The sequence below is a fragment of the Pelagerythrobacter marinus genome, assembly GCF_034375205.1.
GTDB classification, from domain to species: Bacteria; Pseudomonadota; Alphaproteobacteria; order Sphingomonadales; family Sphingomonadaceae; genus Pelagerythrobacter; species Pelagerythrobacter marinus.
Map to the genome: position 1 here is coordinate 736848 of NZ_CP139719.1, position 21227 is coordinate 758074.

The 21227-nt window shown below is 60.0% G+C and carries 15 protein-coding genes and 1 pseudogene; 6 read left to right on the forward strand and 10 right to left on the reverse strand.

What is annotated here, in order from left to right:
• Positions 1–5 precede the first annotated feature (5 nt).
• Positions 6–1829, forward strand: coding sequence for a glutamine--fructose-6-phosphate transaminase (isomerizing) (gene glmS / locus T8T98_RS03415; RefSeq protein ID WP_251104036.1), 1824 nt, complete (start codon positions 6–8; stop codon positions 1827–1829).
• 610 nt (positions 1830–2439) lie between these two features.
• Here the strand turns inward: glmS and T8T98_RS03420 are convergent.
• From T8T98_RS03420 to T8T98_RS03430, 3 genes are read right to left on the reverse strand one after another with little or no spacing between them, the layout of a single operon-like run.
• Entirely contained in the window at positions 2440–3102 is a 663-nt protein-coding gene (locus T8T98_RS03420) for a hypothetical protein (protein ID WP_322295806.1), read from the reverse strand.
• Positions 3102–5378, reverse strand: coding sequence for a Mov34/MPN/PAD-1 family protein (locus tag T8T98_RS03425; RefSeq protein ID WP_322295807.1), 2277 nt, complete (start codon positions 5376–5378; stop codon positions 3102–3104). Before T8T98_RS03425 ends, T8T98_RS03420 begins: the two co-directional genes overlap by 1 nt.
• Positions 5379–5382: 4 nt before the next feature.
• Positions 5383–6552, reverse strand: coding sequence for a ComEC/Rec2 family competence protein (locus T8T98_RS03430; protein ID WP_322295808.1), 1170 nt, complete (start codon positions 6550–6552; stop codon positions 5383–5385).
• A 164-nt stretch (positions 6553–6716) separates the two neighbouring features.
• Between T8T98_RS03430 and T8T98_RS03435 the strand changes: the two genes are divergently transcribed.
• On the forward strand, positions 6717–7601 hold the full coding sequence (locus tag T8T98_RS03435; RefSeq protein ID WP_322295809.1) for a WYL domain-containing protein: 885 nt from the start codon (positions 6717–6719) through the stop codon (positions 7599–7601).
• Between the two features lie 224 nt (positions 7602–7825).
• On the opposite strand, the gene T8T98_RS03440 is transcribed toward T8T98_RS03435, so the two are convergent.
• The 3 genes and pseudogenes from T8T98_RS03440 to T8T98_RS03450 form a co-directional block, all read right to left on the reverse strand.
• Positions 7826–9175 carry a phospholipase effector Tle1 domain-containing protein gene (locus T8T98_RS03440; protein ID WP_322295810.1) on the reverse strand — a complete coding sequence of 450 codons (1350 nt, stop codon included), beginning with the start codon at positions 9173–9175 and terminating at the stop codon, positions 7826–7828.
• Between the two features lie 1103 nt (positions 9176–10278).
• Positions 10279–10686, reverse strand: a pseudogene (locus T8T98_RS03445) (alpha-ketoglutarate-dependent dioxygenase AlkB); the annotation flags it as partial.
• 234 nt (positions 10687–10920) lie between these two features.
• Positions 10921–11631 (reverse strand): 2OG-Fe(II) oxygenase, encoded by a 711-nt coding sequence (locus T8T98_RS03450; RefSeq protein WP_322295811.1) that lies wholly within the window; start codon positions 11629–11631, stop codon positions 10921–10923.
• 296 nt (positions 11632–11927) lie between these two features.
• Here T8T98_RS03450 and T8T98_RS03455 point away from each other — a divergent pair, with 296 nt between their 5' ends.
• Positions 11928–12686: an SDR family oxidoreductase gene (locus tag T8T98_RS03455; RefSeq protein WP_322295812.1), complete on the forward strand. Its 759-nt coding sequence runs from the start codon at positions 11928–11930 to the stop codon at positions 12684–12686.
• A 433-nt stretch (positions 12687–13119) separates the two neighbouring features.
• Here T8T98_RS03455 and T8T98_RS03460 read toward each other — a convergent pair whose 3' ends face one another.
• From T8T98_RS03460 to T8T98_RS03470, 3 genes are all read right to left on the reverse strand, one after another.
• Positions 13120–13983, reverse strand: coding sequence for a HEPN domain-containing protein (locus tag T8T98_RS03460; RefSeq protein WP_322295813.1), 864 nt, complete (start codon positions 13981–13983; stop codon positions 13120–13122).
• A 259-nt stretch (positions 13984–14242) separates the two neighbouring features.
• On the reverse strand, positions 14243–15121 hold the full coding sequence (locus tag T8T98_RS03465) for a hypothetical protein (protein ID WP_322295814.1): 879 nt from the start codon (positions 15119–15121) through the stop codon (positions 14243–14245).
• A gap of 35 nt (positions 15122–15156) precedes the next feature.
• On the reverse strand, positions 15157–16284 hold the full coding sequence (locus T8T98_RS03470) for a DUF6161 domain-containing protein (protein ID WP_322295898.1): 1128 nt from the start codon (positions 16282–16284) through the stop codon (positions 15157–15159).
• A gap of 391 nt (positions 16285–16675) precedes the next feature.
• Here T8T98_RS03470 and T8T98_RS03475 point away from each other — a divergent pair, with 391 nt between their 5' ends.
• Entirely contained in the window at positions 16676–17197 is a 522-nt protein-coding gene (locus T8T98_RS03475) for a MucR family transcriptional regulator (RefSeq protein WP_322295815.1), read from the forward strand.
• An 86-nt stretch (positions 17198–17283) separates the two neighbouring features.
• Here T8T98_RS03475 and T8T98_RS03480 read toward each other — a convergent pair whose 3' ends face one another.
• Complete coding sequence (locus T8T98_RS03480) at positions 17284–17955, reverse strand: hypothetical protein (protein ID WP_322295816.1); 672 nt, start codon at positions 17953–17955, stop codon at positions 17284–17286.
• 245 nt (positions 17956–18200) lie between these two features.
• On the opposite strand from T8T98_RS03480, the gene T8T98_RS03485 reads away from it, so the two are divergent.
• Entirely contained in the window at positions 18201–19100 is a 900-nt protein-coding gene (locus T8T98_RS03485) for a TnsA endonuclease N-terminal domain-containing protein (RefSeq protein ID WP_322295817.1), read from the forward strand.
• Positions 19100–21226: a DDE-type integrase/transposase/recombinase gene (locus tag T8T98_RS03490; protein ID WP_322295818.1), complete on the forward strand. Its 2127-nt coding sequence runs from the start codon at positions 19100–19102 to the stop codon at positions 21224–21226. Before T8T98_RS03485 ends, T8T98_RS03490 begins: the two co-directional genes overlap by 1 nt.
• Position 21227: the final 1 nt, after the last annotated feature.

The following is a 21227-nucleotide window of genomic DNA, read 5'->3' on the forward strand; positions in this document are numbered from 1 at the left end:
AGTTCATGTGTGGAATTATCGGCATCGTCGGCAAGGAAGAAGTGGCTGACCGGCTGGTCGACGGCCTGAAGCGGATGGAATATCGCGGCTACGACAGCGCGGGCGTGTGCACGGTGCGCGACGGTTCGCTCGTGCGCCGGCGGGCCAAAGGCAAGCTGGCCAACCTCGTGGCCGAGCTGGAGCGCGACCCGGCCTCGGGCACGATCGGCATAGCCCATACCCGCTGGGCGACCCACGGCGCGCCCACCGCCAGCAATGCCCATCCCCACGCGACCGGGCAGGTCGCGCTGGTGCACAACGGCATCATCGAGAACTTCCGCCCCTTGCGCGACGAGCTGATCGCGCGCGGCCGCACGCTGGAGAGCGAGACCGACAGCGAAGTGGTCGCCCACCTCGTGTCGGAGGAGATCGAGGGCGGGGCCACGCCCGAAGACGCGGTGAAGGCCGTCCTGCCCAAGCTGCGCGGCGCCTTCGCGCTGGCGATCGCCTTCCGCGATCACCCCGACATGCTGATCGGCGCGCGGCTCGGCTCGCCCCTCGTGGTCGGCTATGGCGAGGGGGAAACCTATCTCGGCTCCGACGCGCTGGCGCTGGCCCCGCTGACGCAGAAGATCGCCTATCTCGAGGAAGGCGACTGGGTCGTCGTGCGGCGCGACGGGGCGCAAGTCTACGACGCGCAGAACGTGCCGGTGGAGCGCGAGATCACCCATTCGGGGGCGACCGCCGCGGCGGCGGAGAAGGGCAACTATCGCCACTTCATGCAGAAGGAGATCTTCGAACAGCCGACGGTCGTCGCCCAGACGCTGCGCAGCTACGTCCACCAGGCGAACAACTCGGTCGCCCTGCCGCAGATCGATTTCGACCTCTCGACGGTGAAGCGCATCACGATCGTGGCCTGCGGCACCTCTTTCTATGCCGCCATGGTCGCCAAGTACTGGTTCGAGACCTTCGCCCGGGTGCCGGTGGACATCGATGTCGCGAGCGAGTTCCGTTATCGCCAGCCGGTGCTGGAGGATGGCGGGCTGGCGCTGTTCATCTCGCAGAGCGGGGAAACGGCCGACACGCTGGCCGCACTGCGCCACTGCAAGGCCGAAGGGCAGACGATCGGCGTGGTCGTGAACGTGCCGACCAGTTCGATGGCGCGCGAGGCGGACCTGCTCCTGCCGACCCATGCCGGGCCCGAAATCGGCGTTGCCAGCACCAAGGCCTTCACCTGCCAGCTGGCCGTCCTCGCCGCGCTGGCGGCGCACCTGGCGGTGAAGAAGGGGCAGATGGACCGGGCGGAGGAGGAGGAGGTCGTGCGCCACCTGCTCGAAGCCCCGGCCGCGCTCAACGCCGCGCTCGACCATGACGAGGATATCGCGGCGATGGCGCACCTGATCGCGCCGGCGCGCGACGTGCTCTACCTCGGGCGCGGGCCCGACTACCCGCTCGCGCTGGAAGGGGCGCTGAAGCTGAAGGAAATCAGCTATATCCACGCCGAAGGCTATGCCTCGGGCGAAATGAAGCACGGCCCGATCGCGCTGATCGACGAGGCCGTGCCGGTGATCGTGCTTGCGCCCTCGGGCCCGCTGTTCGAGAAGACCGTTTCGAACATGCAGGAAGTGCGCGCGCGCGGGGGGCAGGTCGTGCTGATTTCCGATGCCGAGGGGCTGCGCGAAGCGGGCGAGGGCTGCATCGCGACGATCGAGATGCCGCGGGTCCACCCGCTGATCGCGCCGCTGGTCTATGCCGTGCCGGTGCAGCTGCTGGCCTATCACACGGCCTGCGTGAAGGGCACCGACGTCGATCAGCCGCGCAACCTGGCAAAGTCCGTCACCGTCGAGTGACCCGGACGGGACGGCGCTGGCATGTAGGAAGACAAAAGAGTTCTTCCGTTTCCAATAAAGTTTTTCCATTTTTGGCGCTGGAGACAATAAAGTTCTTCCGCTCCGAAATGCCTGTGTCCCGCAGGAAACTGCCATTTTTGGCGAGTGAACCCTCGCCTTGTGATGGTTACCGAAATCTGAAATCGGTGCGGTTCGTGGCTCAGAGCGAGTTCTGATCAGCGCTGTTCTCACTCCAAGCGCATGGATCTTGCTGCGTTTCCGACTCTAAGCAGGTGCTGTGCGCTCTGCATCTGTGTTGCTCGCTTGTCGCTGGAATGGCCGCAATGTTGGACGAGGGGGACTGTCCGGAATCATGCCGGGGCAGGCGCTAAGCGGACGATCGTTCAGGTAGCCCGTAAGCGACCGCTAGGTTGGACATTCCGGAACGGCAGGTTACGGGGCGCGGTTCGCAGATAGCTGCCGTTCAACGCCTCAAAATGCAACGACAACTACGCGCCCACTTGTCGCCGTTCTAGGCGAGACGGCTTAGACCTGAGACCTGCCATTCATTCCGATTAATGACCGGGCGGGTCAGCAACCCGGTCCTCAAAACGGAGCAGTGAGACACTCTTCACCGGATTTCAGGTGCTGAGGTTGCTGCAGCGAGAACATTCTGAACCATTCGCATGCTGTAATTTTTGGCAGCGACGACGCAGAGCGCGTAAACCGCGAAGAGGCTAATCCCGTAGGCAAGGCTTAACGGCCCATCGCCCGAAGCCCACCACGCAAGCCACGGCAGGGCGATCATCAGCAAAGCGGTTATGGTTCCGACATCACGCGCCGCCAGATATCGTCCGTGTGCATCCAACACCCCTAAATCGTCGCGGTGATCACGATAGATGCGGTAGAAAAGCGTGTTCTGTTTTTCCCCTGCGCGCGGCAAAGGCCCATATTCCTTCCTTAGCCGTCGCATATCGACATTCCCGCTTTCGGGTCCGATCTTAGAAAAGGCTCGTGACCCAGGCAGCGGGTCGTTCCAGCGCCAGTGAATGAGCCGATCTCTCCAATTGGGGGGAACCAGTCCAAGCAGCAGAAGCGAAGCGATTACAATAAGCCCGAGAGCAGCAGTACTTGGCGCCGCAGCCGCCTCCAAACGCTCGGCAAGATTGGCTCGGTCGACTGACATCAACCTTGTCGGTTCAGCCGCAACCCAAACAAAAGCAAGGGTATGCCCGATCATTGCCGCCCGAATCAGCCACGCGTTCCGCTCCTTGAGCGACTTACCTTCGGCCATCAGTCCGACTCCTTCGAAGACGCAAGAGCATGGACGCGTCTCGGCGTGACAATGAGCAGGATCGATGGCGGTGTGCGCTCGGCGGCCAGCTCGGCCGCGGTATTCCAGTCCATTGACGATGGTCCAGCATCCTCAAGGTGGCTATGCCAGGTACCAACATCGAACAGCGTCTTTCCGCTATCTTCGTGACGCGCCTCGATCGCAGCATGGAGGCCCACGGTACCAAGCACGAAGAGCGTCGCACTCCGAGTGCTGTCCTGCGGTGCCTCCAAAAGGTCGACGACAGTCACGGTCTTCAGGCGCGCGCTCGTGCAGCCGATCATAACGCCCCCGGTTTCGACGGTCGGGTAGGACGCCGCTTCTTCACGGATCCGAGCGGCCACCCGCTGCGATAGCCGCAGCTGCCAGCCATCGGTGCCGGTGATATCGACCGTTTCGAATGGCGGCACATTTTGCCGGGACCAGTCGGTCGTCGGGTTATCATCGTCCATGATGCCCAAAACAATCCGACCATCGGCTACCGATTCCGCGAGCAGGCTATCGATCTCCAACGCTAGGCTGGCAGTCATGGCCGATAGCCGCGCGTCACTTATCTGCATCGTTAGCGAGCCGCATCCCTGTCCAATCTGTATTTCGGCGAGCCCTTCAGCCGGGTCGAACAGCAGCTTGCTGGCACGCGTTTTTCCCATCATGGCGTACATTTCGGCCATGAGGTCGGCGTTGCTCGGATTATGTTGTAGTCCGTCGGCAAGTAGGAAGGCCCCACGACCGCGGCCGAAGAGCGCGGCTTCGATGAAGCGTGCTCGATAGCCAGGCCCGGCAGCATCGACCAGGGCTTCGCGCACCGACAATGATGCGGTGGTGTTGATGATGGCACCGGCTCGCTTCGGCAACAGTGTCTTGACGGCCGTCGTGTCGCGCAGATCCAAGCCAAGATCGCCCGTATGCACCGCGGGCTTGGAGCCGAACCCTTCGAGCTCTTTGGCAAGAGCCTCGGCCTTGCTTCTCGGGATATGTGACGGTCCAAGAGCATGCCGCGCCATATTGTGCGGATGAAGGCTCGATCGATCGCTGACGCAGGCGATATCCTGTCCGCTGCGCGCGGCATGAAGCGCGAGTTTGGAGCCGACGCTGCCGCAGCCGAGCATGACAAGCGGAGGGCGTTCGGGCGATCCCGAGAGCGAACGGAGCAAAGGCGCGCTCAGCGACTGGTAATGCGCGGCCGGAGAGACCGGCTCGTCATACCCTTGCGCGAAGAGCGACTGCCGGCCGGAACCCGCGCGGATCTCGACCACGTAAGGCAAGAGTTCGATATCGGACGACGTGCCGATGAGGTGGATCGGCCTGCGGGCGCAGAGAACCACGCCGACGGGGATCGGGCTGTCGAGATACATGCCGGAAAAGCTGCGTTCGAGATTGGTAATGAACGCACTGAACCCGCGTGCGCAACCGAACTCTTCGGCGCGGGCGCGTAGCTGCCCTAGCGTCTCCACGTCCTCCGGCATGTAGGTCGAATGGATGAAGGGGGTGCCATCGGGATTCTTGTCCGGCCAGATCACAGCGACCACGGTGTTCCCCATCCGGATGTTGGCGCGCGTCGGGCGCGCGGTGAACGTCTTATCGCCCTCCTTGTGCATCAGCGGCGTTCGCTCGCCATCGCTCGAGAGCCACGCCTCCGCGCCGACACCAAGCCGGCCGTCCGGATCGCCTCTGCGGTAATATTCGCTTTTCCAGACGGCCCACCCGCCTCTCCGATTGACCAGAGACCGCAGTCGCTCCGCGTCGAGTTCGACGATGTCGCGGTAGTCGCGCCGCAGCATTGGCTCCCAGCCTTGGTCGGCATCGATCAGATCGTTGAGCGCCGCCTTGCGCAACCAGATCGCCAGTTGGTCAATCAGATGGAATACACCATAGTCGACGAGCCCGAACTGCAGGAAAAACTCGTCCTGATCGCCATCTACCAGGCACGGACGTGGCGGTATCGAGAACGGCATCAGATGCGGAAAGTGACGCGGGAAATCCTTGCGCAGATAGAAGCGAGGCGATTGCCACGGCCAATTGCCGGGGAGCTTGAGCACCGCGGGTTCGCGGGTCAGCACCCCGCTTGTGCTGATGCCGTCCGCCTTCATGTCGAGCGGCATCTCGACGTTCATGTCGAGACGGACGCGTTCGAGCCCGCCATCGGGCTCCAGGACCACGCCGCCGACGCATTCCGAATGCTGAAGGGCTACCCGCAGGACATGCTCGGCGGCGCTGGTGTGATCATCGGCCGCCATCGTTCTATCCGTGCGCGCGGGCCTGACTCGCAGTGGCACCGATTCCCATGGCGGCAGCGGCCGCCTTGGCGACGCTCTTCACCGTTTTGGTGATGCCGCTGGCGGCGATCTGGTATTCGAGCGTGTGCTCCTCGGCGTCCCAGATATCGGCCACGCATACGAAGCGATCGCTCTTTCCGTCGACGATCGAGATGTATTCCCTTTTTGCGCGGTCGCTGGGTGGATCGGCGTCATCAGGATCGATGGTCTTCGAGCTCGCCACCACGATCGCGCCCTTGCGAATCTGACCGAGAGCGCTGCGCGCCGCCTCGCACACCTTCGCGTCCTCGCCCAGATCGGACCAACTGTCGTAGCTCAGGCTGTGCCACGAACAGTGGTGCGGCGCCTGCAGGATATCGTACTCGAACCAATCTGCACTGTCGTCGCCGAGATCCTCCCACAGCCGTTCCCAGACCGCCACTTCGGCGTCACCGCCGGACAGGAAGCAACACTTGTCGAGGATCCCGTCACCGCGAATCGAAAACCTGATGATGACGGACGAGCGGTTCTTCGCCAGCAGCTCTTCGGTGTCCTCATCATCGCCCTGCGGCAATGGGGCAAGCAGTCGGCCTTCGAAGGCGCCCGACCGGCTCTCGTTGAGCTTTGCAACGATCTCGGTCGTTTTCACGACGATGCCTAGGATGTCATCGGTCTTGCCGTCCTCGTCTTCCCCCATGATCTGGATGCGGTTGCCTTCACCACCAATCACGCCGTTTTCGCGGTAGAGCGCGACTCGTCGGCGCGCCTCCTTTGCCCAAGCCTTCGCATCGGAGCAAAGCGTGTGGCTCTTACAGGCCCGGCGGAAGATCACGGGTGACGACCACATCTCACGAATCAGGATCTTGTCCTCATCCTCGTCCCAGTCCTCGGGCGGGCCCAGGTGGAAGTGCGTTTCAAGTCCGGTGATATGGTCCTTGTCAGGGTGGCTGAGCAGAAAGCCGTCAACGAACATGCGCCCCTTGGCGTCACGCGTAAGCCGCTCACGCAAATCGGACATAACGTCGGGCGCATCATCATCGTCGTTGTCGGCAGCCTTGCGAGCGTGAAGGTCGATCAGGAGCTTCTGATCGTTGTCGAGCGTCACCAGCGTCATGTCGCCATTGCCGACGGGGAAGAATACGATCGAAGCAGTCATTATCCGGCCTTTCGCTTGCGCCCGACGATGGCCCACGCGCGGCAGGCCGTTTGAATTTGACCTGTCAAATGGAGGCTCCGCAGCGTAGCAAGCGACAGATTGACGAGTCATGAGACTATATGGGTATAGCGATTAGACCCGTCAAGTTTCGCTAGGGGTAAAAAATGACAGAGGATGATGACCGCAGATCATGGACGTTGACCCGGCGGTTCGAATTCATCGAATGGAAGCTGTTCTGGGAAGGCCTCCTCAATCGGAGCGATCTCGAAGACCGGTTTGATATCTCCACGCCGCAGGCCTCGATCGATTTGCGCAACTACCGCGAGCAGACCGGCGACAATCTGGTTTACGACGCCACAATCAAGGCATTCGTCCCCGCGCCCGATTTGAAGCCGAGCTTCTTCAAGGCTTCAGCCGACAGGCTGTTGTTGCAGCTTCGCGCTTGGATGGTCGGCGCCCTCCCGCGGGAGGATCTGTGGTTTAAAACTGTTCCTCCGGTCGCAATGGCTCCGGATATCGTCCGGCATGTCGAACCTAAGATGCTGCGGGTGATACTTAGAGCGATCCGACAAAAAGAAGCGATCAATGTCCTCTATCAATCGCTGACCAACACCCGGTGGCGGATGGTCGCACCGCATGCCTTAGCTTTCGACGGTTACCGTTGGCATATGCGCGCATGGGCCTGCGACCGGGGAGATTTCCGGGATTTCGTTATCACCCGGGTACAGAAGATCGGGAAGTCGGAAGCGGCGGACTACGATGTCGCTGACGATATCGAATGGAATACGATCACCACCTTGCGGCTCTGTCCTCATCCTGGCCTTAGCGAGGAACAGGCAGCCGCGATCCGGCGCGACTACGGCATGAAGGGGAACTGCCGCTCGATCGAGATGCGCCTCTCGCTCGCCTATTATTTCATCATGCGGATGAACCTCGATCTCGACAATCTGCCACCTCAGCGCGCTCAGGTTTCCCTCGAAAATCTGGAGGAGGTAAAAAAGCAAATTGCGGAAGCTCGTGCAGAGACCAAGCGAAGGCTTGCAGATTAACTGCCTTCAAACCGATCTTCGAACCTGAAGTAAAAGGACCATGCCTTCCTCCGCGGAAAGCTAGATACTCCGTAGATGCTGAACGCGAGTCCAAGGTGAGTAAGGCAGAGCTTGCGAGATCGTGCAAAACTGTCGGTTGTCCGCTCTGCGGCTGCGCCGATCAAAAGCTGACAGTCCGTTCGCGGCCCAATTGAGGGGGTCCGCGCTTCGCGACCGCGAGCGGCTCAGCTAGAAACACAACGCCGAGGAATCCGGACCTCCTGTCCGGGGAAGATCTCGTCCGCGTCCGCGATGGTATCCAGGTTGGCGTCGTAGATTGCCGGCCATAATTCGGCATCGCCGTAGTGCTTCTTAGCGTAGGCACTCAGCGTGTCGCCAACTCGCACCTTCTCCGTAGCGATCAGACCTGTGGGCGGTTCGAACGACCACGGACCCAAAGCGTCCAGCTCACTCCGCACCTGCTCGAGGGCCGAGGGACGGTACGGCTCCCCTCCAAGCCTTTCCGCCGGGGTGCGCCAACGGCGGATCGCGCTGTGCGACAGCTGCCACAGGTGCTCGGGTCCCTCGCGGTCCTCCTTAAGTATCTGCGTGAAGCTCCAATCCGGATCGGCCTCGTTGACTAAGGGGGCGAAGGGATCAGGGCGGAAACCGTGGATACGCGTCCCGATAGCGGTATCCAGCTTGAGACCGGCGCGCTTTGCGCCCGAAAGCACCCACGCCAGTGCATCGTCCGACAGGCCGCGGATATCCCCACCTCCGCCGACCGAGCCATGCGTGCCGGGAAACCAGTGCTCCTGATAGGGGGCCTGCGGATCGTCACTGGCGAAACCACGGTCAGAGTTCAGCTGCTCGACATCGTCGAAGAGGATCACTGGAAAGAACTCCCGCCGCTCATCGATGGCGACGGCGTGCCGCGCAGATTCGACGAACGCGTCGAGCGACGGATCATGATAGTCGTATTCGCGGTTGAACCAGTCGCTTCCAGGGATAACCTCGGGAATCCCCATTGCGCCGACCGTATCCCATACACCCAAGAACTTTATCGTCATAACCGGCGCGGCGCCCGCCTCGTAGCCGGGCTTGTTGGCACAGCGCCAATCCTCGTCGGCTTGACCGATGCAGACCTTGTCAGAATACATCGACCGAAAACGACGCATAGCATCCGCCGAGCCATCCTTGCCCTCGAGGCGGTCGCGGTAGAGTTCGATCGCCTCGTCGATGCGACCTGCATGAAGACGGTGCAGGGGGCCCACGTGCCTAATGAAGCCGATGAACGTGCGAGCGCTGAAAGCGCCGCGGGAGAAGCCGAAGACGTAGATCTCGTCCCCGGGATCATAGTTGAACACGAGGAAGCGATATGCCTCGCGCACATTGTCGATGAGCCCGTGGCCGAACATGCCGCCACGAAGCTCGTCGAGATCACCGGTGCCAACTCCCTCGTCATAGTGAATCACTTGGGGGACGCCTTCGGGGTCGATCCGGCCGATGCTTGCGGCCGTTAGCACCACGTTGGTCGCGACGTCGGGAAGCAACTTGTTCCAAGTGCCGTCGAAACAAAAAACCAGGCGCTTCAATTCCGTCTCCCCTGTCAGCCTCTGAGACAGAACGTTATGCGAACGGCCGGCCGTCGTTGCAAGGCTCGGTAGCCGAGTCCTCACCAGGATTCAGTCCGGTGAAGGCCAAGACTGTCTGTTGTTGACTCGATAACCAGACCGCCCGCTTATCGAGCAGGACGGCCGCGAAGCGGACAGCCCGCTAACGGCCCCGCTGCCGTCATTGGCGAGTGTGTGAATGAAGGGCAGCTTTTAGCGAGTTGATCCGAAGCTGGGAATGACGGCTATGTCGGCGGCAGCCGTCACCGCTGCGCTGGACCAGGACAATCCTCAACCGGGCTCGACAGGCGCCATAGCGCGTGGAGGTGGCGGTGGGGGCGCCCTTCTCGCGGGTGGCGGATTGGTACGAAGCAGACGAACTCGCCGAAAATGGCCAAGCGCTGCGTTACAGGCCCGCTGTGTGTCGCACCGGGCGAAGAGGTTCAGCGCCAGCCCCTGGCGTTCGTCTACCCGCACATGCACGAAGACCCTGAAAGGCTTAGATTCGCTAGGGCGCTCGTTCGGGCCATGTCGATAGAGCCCAACCAGCGCATCTCGTCCCGCGATCTGCTCGCTGTGTATTTCGCAGGACTTGTTTGATTCGGTGCAGCTAGGCGGTGCACTGTGGTGGCCGAAGTCGGTGCCGACGATCGCGTCTGCCGAGCGGAACTCCTCGACCTTACTATCGATGCCCATGACGTCCTGCCGCACGAACTCCGGCGGTAGGTCTAGCGCATAATCATAAGTGATCGGAAGTTCGTTGCGGACCACTTCGGGATCGTCGCATGAAGCCGTGAGTGTCAGCAGGGCACAGGCCCATATGCATAGCGTCATTGAGCAATTTCTCATGCACTCCGAACACCGCGGCCAAGGCATGGCTCCCACGGCGCCGGACACTCCCAGTGTTCGACTCCCATCCCAACTTCGCCGCTGAACGTGCCGCAAGTGCCCCCTGATACCCCATTCAACTGTCGGCTAGCGCGAATGAACGGACGCCCGGTTTTGACGGGGGCGATCGGAGCTTGAGAATGACAGGTATGTCGGCGGCAGCGGCGAAAGAATACTTCACCTGCGACGCGCCATGTTCACGTGGCTCGGAAAGTCAGATTGAACCGCAGTTCGCCCGTAACATCGTGATTGCTTTTGGCGATCGTGTCGACGCCATGAAAGGCCATCCGCGCGGGTCCTCCCCAAACTACAACATCGCCGTGGTGAAGCGAGTGCCTGCGAATTCTATCGCTGCGCCTCTGACCTCCCCAGAGGAAGGTTGCCGCTACCCCGAGTGATACCGAGACGATCGGTGAATCGAGGTTAGCCTCGTTGCGATCTTGATGAAGTGTGAGGCGGGTGCCGCGCGCATAGCGATTGATGAGACAGGCGTCAGGCGCAAAGCCACTGTAACCCGCCACCTCCGCGGCACGGCGCGCCAGAGCCGAAAACAATGGCGGCATCGATGGCCAGGTTCTTCCCGACAACGGGTCCCTGTCCGTATAGCGGTATCCTTGGCGGTCGCTGACCCAGCCGGCGCTGCCGCATTCGTCATGGCCACCGACATGCGTCTTCCGCCCGGCGTCTCGAGGTGACGAAACGGCGCTTGCTCGGCTATCCCCCTAATCATGGAGAACAGGACCGGCGCCTCATGAAGGGCGCAGCCGCCGAGCAACCACGCCCCGCAGTCCAGCGGCACGCGTTTGCGAGCGCCGGCAAACAAATCGGAAACGGCGCCATCAAGTTGCATCGTGAAATATGATCCCAAGGCTATGGCGCAGTCCACGGCGCAGGGTACTGACGCCGTGGCGGACCTTTACCCGGTAGTCAGCTTTGCTGCCCGCCATCGGCCGCGCATTGACGGCGAATATCACCGCATCGCCCTTCGTGAGCGGCAGGACTTCGACCCGGGACTGCTTGCGCGGGCGCTGTTCGGTCAGGACGAATTCTCCGCCCGAGAATTCGGTTGCGGGGTCCGACAGTAGAATTGTCATTTGCAGCGGGAATACGTGCTCGCCGTAGAGGTCCTGGTGAAGACAATTGAAGTCTCCTGGACCGTAGCGAAGCAGAAGCGGTGTGGGCCTCAGTTGTCCTGCCGCATGGCAGCGTTTCAGAAAATCCTCATGATGGAGGGGGAAACGCACGTCGATATGCATGCGCTCGTGCCAACGATTGGCGATGGGGGCGAGGTAAGGATAAAAGCCCCTCCGCAGCTCTGTGATGAACGGTGGTAGCGGATACTTAAAGTACCGGTACTCCCCCCTGCCAAAGCCATGCCGGGCCATGTGCACCTGGCTGCGAAAGTGCTCGACGCTCGAGTATAGCGAGGCGATTGCCTCACATTCGTGGGAGGTGAGGAGGCCTGGTACACGGGCCCAACCGTGCGCATCAAGGCTCTGCGCGAGACCAGCGTAGTCGTACATTGCAATGCGGTGGTTGATCGATTCCATGGCAGCAGCAATAGGCACGCACCCTCAGGACCACATCCCGCATCTTGCGCTCGAACCGCCGATCCAGTGCTGACTTCGATGCATTGTCGGAAACGGGAAGTCGGCTTCTGACTGGAAGCCAGCCTTCGGGCACCTCGAATGGGTCATCAAACGCCGGCTATATCGGCGGCTCGTGACATCGTCCTGCGTTACGGCAATCTCGCCGCCTGCCCCGTCCAGGTTTAGGCGCAAGATTCGAGACGCATGCCCTTCTCGACATGGGTACGTCGCTCCCAGTTCACCAAGGGAGCGTTAGCATGGACCTCGAGAATAAGACCATCATCATTACCGGCGCCAGCAGCGGAATTGGGGCCACCGCAGCCACGCTGTTCGCCCGTGCCGGCGCCAATCTCGTACTCGGAGCTCGGCGCAGTTCGGAACTCGAGCGGGTTGCGGCTGAGGCTCGTCGACAAGGCGCAAGAGCCGTGGCTGTGCCGGGAGACGTCACGGATCCTGACTATGCAGACGCGTTGGTCGGCTTGGCCCAGAAGGACTTTGGCGGATTGGACGGCGCCTTCAACAATGCAGGGATTGTGGGGGACATGCTGCCAGCTTCTGAAATGTCTGTGGAGAATTGGAATGACGTGATCGCCACCAATCTGACGAGCGCATTTTATGCTGCGAAGGCTCAGATTCCGGCGCTGCTGCACCGGGGACGAGGAGCACTCGTGTTCACTTCCTCTTTTGTAGGCGTCAGCAATGGTGGTCTATCTGGAATGGCCGCGTATGCGGCCTCGAAGGCGGGAATTATTGGCCTGGTGAAATCGCTTGCGTCAGATCACGCAGAAGCCGGAATCCGCGTTAATGCCCTCCTCCCCGGTGGAACGGTGACGCCGGCGGGCGGCGAAGGCAATCCCGAGGCATTGGCCTTCATCGCGAGCCTGCATCCAATGAAGAGGATGGCCGCACCTGCGGAAATCGCCGAGGCGGCCTTGTTCCTGTTATCTGATCGAGCAACCTTCGTCACCGGCTCCGCCATGGTCGTCGACGGCGGTATTTCGGTGCGGCTCGCCTGATACCAAGAAGCGGGCAGCCATCAAGCCGACGATCCTCCACCCGGACGCCGACGCATCTGTTCGTCCAACAGCTTGGCGTGTGTGCCAAGGAGCCGCTTTGGACAGGTTGAGCCGCAATAACGCTCGGCCTCGCGGGTGCCGTCGGTGCCGCTCGTCAACGCTGGAGGTCGTGGCAATCATGCTCTGTCGGCAACTTCGTCCACCACCGCCTGCCGGGCTGCACAGCGCTTTTCTCATATCGTGACTTCGAAGGTGAACCTGCGTGAACGTATGGCTGGTTTCGACGGACGATTTTTGGCCCGGGAGCGACCGCTTTTATCGGCGGTTGCTGGCCGGGCCATTGATTCGACAGAACGGCAGGTGTTGCCTGTTTTCTCGCTTAGAACCGGACGGACAGGTCGCGGCCCATAAGTTGCGCTTTAGCTTTATGATTTCAGTTCCCTATGCCGAGTTCGAACTTCGCGCCGGCTCTATAGAGAAGATTGACCAGATCGAGCTGAGCGTGATGCGCGGCAAGCGCCTCGTCCCGGCTGCAGGCTTCCTCGCCGTAGCGGATACCCGGGGTGCATTGGATGGAAGCGATCTGCTTGTCTGCATCGATCGTGATGCCCGCATCCGCAAGGACGGTTTGCAGCTTCGCAAGATTGTGGGTGAACTCGAACTGCGCGCCTTCGAGTTCAATCGCCGCCTTGAGCACTTTCTCGGTCGCTTGCAGGGATGCCCACTTCGACGCCCCGAACCTCTCGCCGGGCTCCATCAGGCTTCGAACGGCGACGTCGACATCGCCCCGCGCAGAGTACATCAGCGCATGGTCTGTCGATTCCAGGGCGTATGACGCGGGCAATGCCCGCTCGAAACCTTCGGCGATGTGGCGGAGCGCTTCATCGGACAACCGTGCGGCCCTCGAAGGCGTCATGTCCGCGATAAGCTGGACGATGTTGGCGGTTACTGGCGCTCTCGAAATTCCCGGCTCGGGAAGCCACTCGCGCGTGACGACGAATTCTACACTTCCAAAGAGACGCGGCACGCGAAGAGTGTACAGGTCCCCGTCGAGCAGAAGCACGCTATGGCCCGGACAGGGATCCTCGTTGAGGCGGTCGCCATAATTGTCCTGGTACCACTTGTGGATGGCTTCGCTCAGTTCGGCGTTTTCCCGGAGATCAGGCGGCATCCGGGCCGGATCTCCGCCGAGTGGCATGTGAAGATCGAAGCGCATCGAGACTTCACGCGCGGCGTGCAGCGAGCGCGCGGGAATATCAATACCATCCATCGTCAGCTTGCGATCGATTTCGGACATCAATGCTTCGAATTGAGGTCCTTGGGGCGGTGGTGGTTTCAAATCTCTCAAGTCCGGGTTTGATCGTTTCGGCAGGGGTGGTGCCACGGTAGCGGCGCGGTGCAGGACGTGTTTGATAAGTAGATTAGGGATTTAGCGTGCCTATATCGTCAAGCAATGCAGCATTCTCGCTACCTTACTGCCAGGGCATTTGTTGATGGAGCGAAGAAGATTCGCGTGGTCCGCGGGCATCTGTCTCTGGATGGCTCTTCGGCTTCTATTAGCGCGAAGCCTCGTCCGCAGCCTTATCGAGCAAACTTAGGATGTATTTGCTGTCCACGTAGTCGTTGGTGAGCCGAACACCGAGATCCCCGAGAACTATCCGCGCAATGTGCTGCGTTTGGAGCGGCCCCCGATCATCAGTCATGAGGCCGTTGAAGTAGGTCCCATAGGTGGCGAACACGTTATCGAAGTGGTCATTGCGGGCCTTCGCAGGGGCGCGTCGAGTAGCTCCCTTCTGGAGTAGGTTCATAAGCTGGATGACGTGGCACAAGGCGTAGCGCCAAGTGAACTGGTAGTAGAGGTACGGTGGCGGGTGCAGCGCATATCCCGTTCGCTGGAAGTGGACCTGGTTAGCCGCTCCATCAGTTACTTGAAGTATCGTCTGTAGGGCGCGCGCACTGATGGGTTTGCCAGAACGTATTTGCCGAAGTTCGTGGTCGGTGAACATGGCGGCGAGGTCGGCAAGGGACTCGCTCTGGTCGCCGAAAGATTCTTGAATCATCTGTTCTCGTTCAAGTGCCCATGTTCGTCTCTGGTCTAGCTGGCGACGGTATCCCTCGCACCCTGCCGCCGCTTTGGTCAACACTTCGAAGAACTTGGGTAGCTCGCGGGTGGTCTTCCGATCAATCAGCCGGTTAGCCAGCGCACCGCCTCGGGGACTAATCAGTGCCACGTTCCTATTGCTGTGCAGAAGCATGACTTGCTTTGGAAAGGCGCCCAATACGGAGAACGATGTCACTACCGCATCGACGGAGTTCGGCTTGAAGATTTCCGTGACGGTGTGTTCGGGTAGGACTGCGAGATTGTCCCGGTCCCCGCTCAGGAACAGGCGAAGCTCTTCGCTTTGCAGCCTGTTGGTATCGATGACGACCCTCATTCCCATCAATTCGACATCTCAGGTCGAGTCCTGCGTCAAGATCCGGTCAGGCGCTGAATCGCCATCGCTTGCGGTGTGAGGGCGGGCATCCCGTCATCCTTCACAAGACCGTCCGATACTGGCGCGAAAAGTGCGGTAAGCACTATCGCGCGGTCTTCCTCTTGTGCGAGGTTCTGCTTCGATAGTGCCAGATATGTATGTGCTAAGGCCGATCGGGCCGAAGCGTCAGTCGCGAGATGCTCCTGAGAAAGCATGGTGCGGATCAGCACGCGCAGGCCCCAGACGTATAGGGTGAACGTCGCGATTGAGCCGGCTGTATAAGATGCGATCCGCGCAGCCGTATCGTCAAACATCCATGCTGCTGCGGCATAACCACCAAAGATCCAGATTAGGAGACCAAGGAGACCGAACCCGCCGAACCATTTTGCATTCGATCGCGCCTCAAGGGAGCTGGTCCGGTGGACCTTGGCGCGGCGTCTCCAAAGCTTCACTGCCGTCAATATCTGTAGCTGTTCGATATACTCGTTGTGTGTCTCCTCCCATTGTGCGGCCCGTGCCGAGACTGCCTCGGCCTCGGCGTTTCTGAGCCGCTCGAATTCCTCGGTCGCGCTTGCGACCAACGCTGCAAAGCTCTCGCGCTTCTCCTCAAGCTCAGCGAAGTCAGCCTCGAGAACTTCCCCAATCCGCTGCTCGTGTTGTGTGAGCAGATCTTCGAATGCGCTCGACTGATAGGCTCGGCTGAACTTGCCCTCCAGCGCCAAGATCGCACCGAATTCGGCGTACGCAGCTATCAACGAAACTTTCGTATTGCCGGCGTTGACGTTCTCTTTGTCACCTTTGAGAAACGAGGCCAGCTCTCGCGCTGTTGCAAGACGTCCTGCTTCTACGGACTGCTGCAGATGCCGGATTAGGGGAGAGTTGAACGGGACGACCGGATGCTGATCGAGGGTTCTTTGGATCTCGGCTTGCTCACTTCCATTGCTCGCTGCTCGTTCGGCACTCTGCCAACTGGTGGCCATAGTGTTCGCCCAGGTGCTAAAGTCATTCGGGCTCTCCTCCTGGAGTGCGCGAAATAGAGCACCTTCGTTCTTCGCGAACCGGGCGAAGTCAGAAGTCGATCGAAAGCTGCGCGCCGCGGTAAAGCGGTTCAGTTGAAGTTGCATACCCAACACCCCCCTGGCGATGGATATGTCAGCGCACTGGAATGGACAAGATTGGGTGGAGGGCTGCGTAGGGCAGTCACCTTATGTGAGGCGGCGGCGGTCGCCATCGTACAGTATCGCGTGAGGTCCGGACTAGCGTGGTAGTCGGCATGGGGGATAATCACTGGCCGTGCTTAGCGGGGCTAAGAGGGGCGGCCGATTGGCGGGGGTATCCGATAGCAGAGCCGAGAGTGGGCTCGAAAAGACTAATGCCGCCAAAGCCGCTACTGAGCCGACTTTCATATATCGCCCCCCTCGAGCGGTCCATAAGCATTGCGCCATACAATCGATGAGAATAGACGTTTGGTCGCCGCCAGTACAATCCAGAGCAGGAAGAGAGTTGATATTCAGTATGACCAAAGAATGTTCCCCCGCGGCTGACGAAAACGTCCGCACTGAAAACCTCATCTCGCTCACAGCAGACATTGTTGCGGCTCATGTCAGCAACAACAGCGTCTCGGCAGAGCAGATTGCGGACCTGATTTCCAATGTTCACCAAGCACTTGCCGGGCTCGGGAAGGAGCAGAAAGAAGATACGCAGCCGGAGCCGGCGGTATCGATACGCTCCTCGGTGAAGAAGGACTACATCATCTGCCTCGAAGACGGCAAGAAGATGAAGATGCTTAAGCGTCACCTGATGACCGACCACGGCATGACGCCCGACGAGTACCGCGCGCGCTGGGGCTTGCCTTCGGATTACCCGATGGTCGCACCGGACTATGCGGAGAAGCGCCGCGATCTCGCAAAGAAGATCGGCCTTGGCCGCAAGCCTGGGCAGAAGCGAGGTAGGAAGCCGGGGCAGAAGGCGCAGGCAAAGAGCTCAGCCGCGCCGCGGAAGACCGCTGGCACCGGGTCAAGATCGACCAAGCAATAAGAGACGGGAACGGGCACTCGCCGTTTCAGTACTCAGTACCTGCAGTCAGGACTGGGTCGCTTGGTGCCGAGCGATCGGTGTGGTGCCTACGACGCGGCTCGCCGCTTCTTCGCCCACAATGCTCCATAACGTCTTTTGACTCTAATCAGATGAGGCGTTTCTTGGATCCTTTGAGCTTCCTTGATGCTCTTCCAAGCTTCGGCTCTTGCGCGCAGAGTTCCATGGATTTCAAAGATGTTGAGTAAGTTCGCGGCTCGTTGTGTATGAAGAATCCCGACAGAGTTGGTTTCGTGGTTGGCCCAGCGTAGCGCGCGATCAATTAGGGTGACCGCTTCAGAGGGATATCGTTGCTCACGAAAACTCTCGGCTCCTCGGATCGCCAGATCGGTTGGGACCGGTTTGTCGGCCGGAATCAGTTGAATCCAGTTTCGTAGTGTGGAGTGCAGAGGTTCCAACTCTTCGTATTTCCTCAGAAGCTTTACGAGCTCGACGCGGTCTTCAGTCGGCGGAAGATCCTCTCTGTCTATAGTTCGTGCAATTGCCTTTGCATCTTCTGCACAAGTAACCTTTCGAATTCCGTAGCTCGCCAGCAGTGAGAGGTCGCAATCGAGATCGGATGGAATATCTGCATTCGAGCTATCGGCACGGGTCTCATTCCCTGGCAGGTTGGGCCTAAGTGTTTCGCCATCTTTGCTGTCTGCAAAATCCGAAGCTTGGACCAATTTCATTGCAACCCGCGCGGCCGAAGATTCTCGCATGCTCACCTTCCCTTTTTGCGTTCTCACGTCGGCTAGGGATCTGAACCCTAATTTCGGGTGAAGGCGCCCAAGATTTCAGTCCGCTGCTGCCGGTGCCGTTGGGCGCATGATTGGTAGTCCGACGAGTGGCTCGCTCGCGCTGAGGTGCGACGAGCATGGTCGGATAAAGGGACTCTTAAAACTATCTTCCTAGCCGGCCCCCTCAGGTCGCATCCGCGGCGTCTCAGAAAGGTCTGTTGGCACCGATGGCAAAACGAAGCCGGCTCAAGAAGAATACTCAGGTCGACGATCGACTGAAGAAGGGCAGGGGTAATATCGAGGCCGAGAGATACGCGCCTTACCTGACCATCCACGACGTGCCCTCGACGGGCAAGGTATCGCGGATGAACTACAACGGCCGGGTGATGCATCTCATGTCGGAGTTCGAGGCCGCCGTGGTCACGGAAGCATCATGGTCCCCGGCGGTCCTCGACGTATATGAGCAAGTTGCTCTGGCCGATTTCGACAGCGATCCACCAAACGTCAGGGAAACCGAGGCGATCGCCAAGGAGATGGGCATTGCGCATCCACTGCTAGCCGATGGCAGTCCCGGCGTGTTCACAACCGATTTGGTCGTCCGATACACCGATGAGAGCGGCTCGGAGAAGCTGCGTGCGATTGCGGTCAAGCCGCTGAGCGCGGTGACACTCACCGAAGAGCAGAAGAAGAAGCCCAAAGACACGGGTGTGTGGCGAACGCTAAACAAGCTTGAGCTCGAACGCCGCTTCTGGTCAAGTCGTGGTGTGGAGTGGTTCCTTGTCACTGAAGCGGACCTTTCCCAAGAGCGCACGAAGAACATCGAACTCTTCCGCACAGTGCCGCCACCCGATTTGCCGGGCTTGCATCCGGGATGGGAGGAGCGGGTCATCGCCTGCCTGACAAATCCGAAGCTTGGTCCGCTTGCTATCGAGGAAGTTTATAGCGACCACGGCAGGCTGCAGGAGTTCAAGTCTCTATCGGACCTGCTGCGAACGGTGGCGTGGCTTTGCCGTGAACGCCGTATCGCGTTCGACCTGAAGACGAGGTTCGATGAGAGTACGCGTCTCTTTTCTTTCACTCGCTTCGCACAATCCACTCCGGGCGCTGACGTGGTGGGAGCGCACTGATGCTGTTCATGCGCGAGATAGTCGAGTTCCGCAGGTCCAGGCGCGGGTCAGGCGCTTCGCAGGAGACCGCGCCGCGACTGCACAGTATCGAGGCGCTCGAAGCTGCCAAGATCAAAAAGGGTACTCAAGCCCGTGTTGTCTGGACCGAAGGCGACGATGTCATTCTGTTCGAGATTCAGGAGAAGCGGACTCAGTTCTGGCGGGGGTCGCAGTCACTTCTTCGGCAGTGGCTCCTCGACGAGGTAATCGAGCAGAAGCCCGACAACCTTTATGACCCGAAACTGCACCCGGGCGAGGCCAAGGGCTCGGCGCTCGAGCGCCGCGACCGGGCGTATGAGGCCATCAAGCCACTCCTCGACCTCACTCCTGCGATCTTCGACCGGAAGTTTCGTGCTCAAGCAGTCGTGAAGCGGGCAAGCGAACTAGGTAAGTCCCCGAGAACGGTGCAGGTATGGCTGCGCCGCTTCTGGATGCACGGCATGACGGCCAATGCTCTGATCCCGAGTTACCACAATTGCGGCAATCCAGGAGAACGCCGGAATCCGAAGAACAGCCCGTTGGGACGTAGGCCCGAGAGCGACGAGGTTGAAAGAGCGGCCCCCATCACAGCCAAGACGCTCAAGACCTTCGAAACGCTGACCAACAAGTACTACCGCAAGATCGAGCGGGGTTCTCTTCGCAGGACCTACTTTCGCATCAGGAGGGAGCTTGAGTTCCAGGCCCCTCATGACGAGGAGCTTTGCGCTCTGGTCGAAAATGTTCCGGAGTTTGAGGGAAGGCTGCCGGTGCCGACCTTCAGACAATACCGATATTGGTACGAGCGTTCACGGCGAAGGCAGTCGGATGAGGCAGCTCGGCTCGGGGCGACGGCTTATGCCAAAGCCCACCGCCCGATCCTAGGATCGGCAAGCGTCTCACTCGCCGGGGTGGGGAGCCGCTTCGAAGTCGACGCAACCAAGCTGGATTGTTACTGCGTCGCGAAAAGCAATCGGCGCAAGCTCGCGGGGCGGCCCACGCTCTATCTTGTGGTCGATGTCTACTCAAAAATGATCGTCGGGATGTACCTAGGTTTCGAGGAGCCATCCTGGTCCGGTGCATGTTTGGCACTGCGCAATGTCGTCGAGAACAAGGTCGACTTCTGCGCGCGCTACGGCCTCGACATCAGTGCTGCTGAGTGGCCAGTCGAGGGCCTGATGCCTGCCAGAATTCTTGCCGATCGCGGGGAGTTTGAAAGCTACGACGCTACGGATTTCGTAGAGATGACCGGGGTAACGGTGGAGAATACCGCCCCCTACCGCGGGGATCTCAAGGGAACAGTCGAGAAGCGGTTCGACATGATCCACTCCTACATGCGCGACACGATTCCGGGGATGGTGTCGAAAAACTATGTCGAGAAGGGCGACAGAGATCATAGGAAGCTGGCCAAGCTGAACATCGATGAACTCACCGCTGTGATCATCAGCCGCATCATCTATCTCAACAACTACAATCTTCTGTCCAAGCACCACTTCCACCATGGAATGAGTGAGGCCGGGATTCAGCCTATTCCGCTGCAGATGTGGAATTGGGCGCTTGAGAATGGGCGAAGCGAGTTGCGCAAGGTGACTTACCAGCAACTGGATATCGCGCTCCTGCTGAAGAAGAAGGCCACCTCGACCAAAGAAGGCATCAAGTTTCGAGGGCTGGCATTTGTCAGTTTGGAACACCGGGAAACGACGCCATGGCACTATGAGAAAACATGTACGGTCACCATTTCGTACGACCCCGAGAACACGAACCAAATTTGGCGGCACCGTGGCGATGGGAGCTTCGAACTATGCCGGCTGGCGGCCGGTTACGATGCATTCAAGGGCAAAACCTTTGCAGAAGCGCAAGAGGACCTGAAGGAACGTCGCCGCCAGGCGAAGCTTGCCGAGAAATCCATGGCAGACGCCCATGCAAGAATGGCTGAGCTCGACAAACAGCTCATTGCCCGAGCAAAAGTTCAGAGCCCGACACCGCTCCTGAACACGGCTATCCAGGAAAGCAAGATCACGGGCGATCAAGAACTGAAGGAAGAACAGGAGGTCCGGCGGGCTGAAGTGGACAAGCGCCGTAGCGGCTACGAAGCGCACGCTGAGATTTGAT